We start from the raw sequence: 1,581 nt of genomic DNA, 5'->3' as shown, positions 1-1,581 counted from the left end.
CGGTTCCTCTGCCGGGGTGTTGTTGCGTGCTTTCTGCTTGTCGGGTCTGTTCCTTGCGGCGGTCGGTCAGGTGGGGATCGGCTGTGCGTGGCGCAGTCCTTTGATCGCTTCGAGCATCCACGTGATGAGTGCTCTTTCCGGTGCCGTCTCGGGCAGGAGCAGCTGCGTGCGTCTGGCGCGGGTGATGATTTTCCCGGCGGTGGCGAAGAGCCGGTAGCGCCAGCGTTTGATGTCCCATGTTTTGGCCTGGTGCCCGTCGGGCAGTGCGGTGAGCTGCAGCCAGGCGACGAGGTTGCTGGCCAGGGCGGCGATGTTGGCCCAGGCCTGGTTCGCGGCGAAGTCGTAGAACGGCAGCTTGCCCAGGCCGGTGTTTTTCAGGGTCTTGATCCGGTTCTCGCACCTGCCCCGGGCCCGGTGCCGGGCGTCCAGGAACGGGCCGTGCCAGCGCGGTGCGTTCGTCAGGAACGCGGTGACGCGGTGCCCGTCCAGGTCCAGCAGGGTCGGGGCCGCGCCGGGGTGCAGGGGCTCGGCCCGCAGGTAGATGTTGGTCCCCGGCGGGTAGTCCTTCAGGGCGATGACTTCGGTGGCGTTGATGACCCAGGCGTCGGTGCGTTCGGTGCCGTCTTGGTCCAGGGCCGGCTGCCAGTACTGTTTGTCGTTGATCCAGTCGATCATGTGGGCCTTGGCCGCCGGGACCGGGTAGGAGACGGAGAACTGCACACCCCGGGAATGCAGGTAATGCAGGAACTTCCGCGAGGCGCCGGCACTGTCGGTGCGGACCAGGATCCGCTGTCCGTCCAGCCTGCCCTCGGGGAAGAACGCCTCGGGCAGTTGGGATACGGCGGTATCGAAAACCCGGATGTGGTCATCGGCGCTGTTCGCCCCCGCGTTGCCGGGCCGCAGCAGGTTTGCCAGGACTTCGCCGGTGCCGTGGAAGGTGCCGTAGTCGATGCTGGCGGTGAACGGGGCGAACCCGTATCCGCCCTTGTAGGTGCCGGAGGCGTTTTCCTTGTCCGAGTGCGAGGTCACCAACGTGGCGTCCAGGTCAATGATCAGCGGATCCGCGGCGGTCGCCCGCAGCGCAGGGTTCCGGGCCCCGGCAGCGTCCCAGACCCTGGTCCGCAGTTCCCGGGTCAAGGTTTCGAAGCCGTAACCGAACAACTCCCGGTTGGCCACGGTCCGTTCGAAGAACCGGGACAGCGTCGCGTTCGAAGGCAACGCCCCGAACAGCCCCGGTGAGGTGCGCAGCATGTCCAGGTCGCTGGAATGCTCGCCGCCGGCGGCCAGCATCACCGCCAGTGAACCGATCAGCCGGCCGGGCCGGTGCCTGGCGCCGGAGGGAACGAACTGGCCCAACCGGTCCTCGCAGAGCCTGCCGAAGCCCAGGGCATCAAGGAACTCCGTCAGGACCGTCGTGCCCGCGTGCGAAACCAGCGACTGGCCCGTGAAACCAACCGCGGCGGCCGGGAAAAGCCGGGTAGAATCTTGCATCGAAAGGGTGCTCCTCACGATCAGGAAAATATGGCGTCGAATACCACTATTTTCCCTTGTCGGAGCACCCTTTCACCGGTTTAACACACC

General features: G+C 66.3%; 1 protein-coding gene. It reads right to left on the bottom strand.

Annotated elements, in window-relative coordinates; genetic code table 11:
* Positions 1-66: 66 nt before the first annotated feature.
* Positions 67-1,491 carry an IS1380 family transposase gene (locus ABH924_RS24785; RefSeq protein ID WP_404503184.1) on the bottom strand — a complete coding sequence of 475 codons (1,425 nt, stop codon included), beginning with the start codon at positions 1,489-1,491 and terminating at the stop codon, positions 67-69.
* Positions 1,492-1,581 lie beyond the last annotated feature (90 nt).

Source organism: Arthrobacter sp. GAS37, from assembly GCF_044908325.1.
GTDB lineage: Bacteria > Actinomycetota > Actinomycetes > Actinomycetales > Micrococcaceae > Arthrobacter > Arthrobacter ramosus.
Note: the sequence above shows the minus strand (reverse complement) of the source record. Positions and strands in the feature narration are given on the sequence as shown.

Excerpts from the sequence above, each read along its gene's own strand:
- ABH924_RS24785 (WP_404503184.1), bottom strand. The coding sequence starts at position 1,491 with ATGCAAGATTCTACCCGGCTTTTCCCGGCCGCCGCGGTTGGTTTCACG.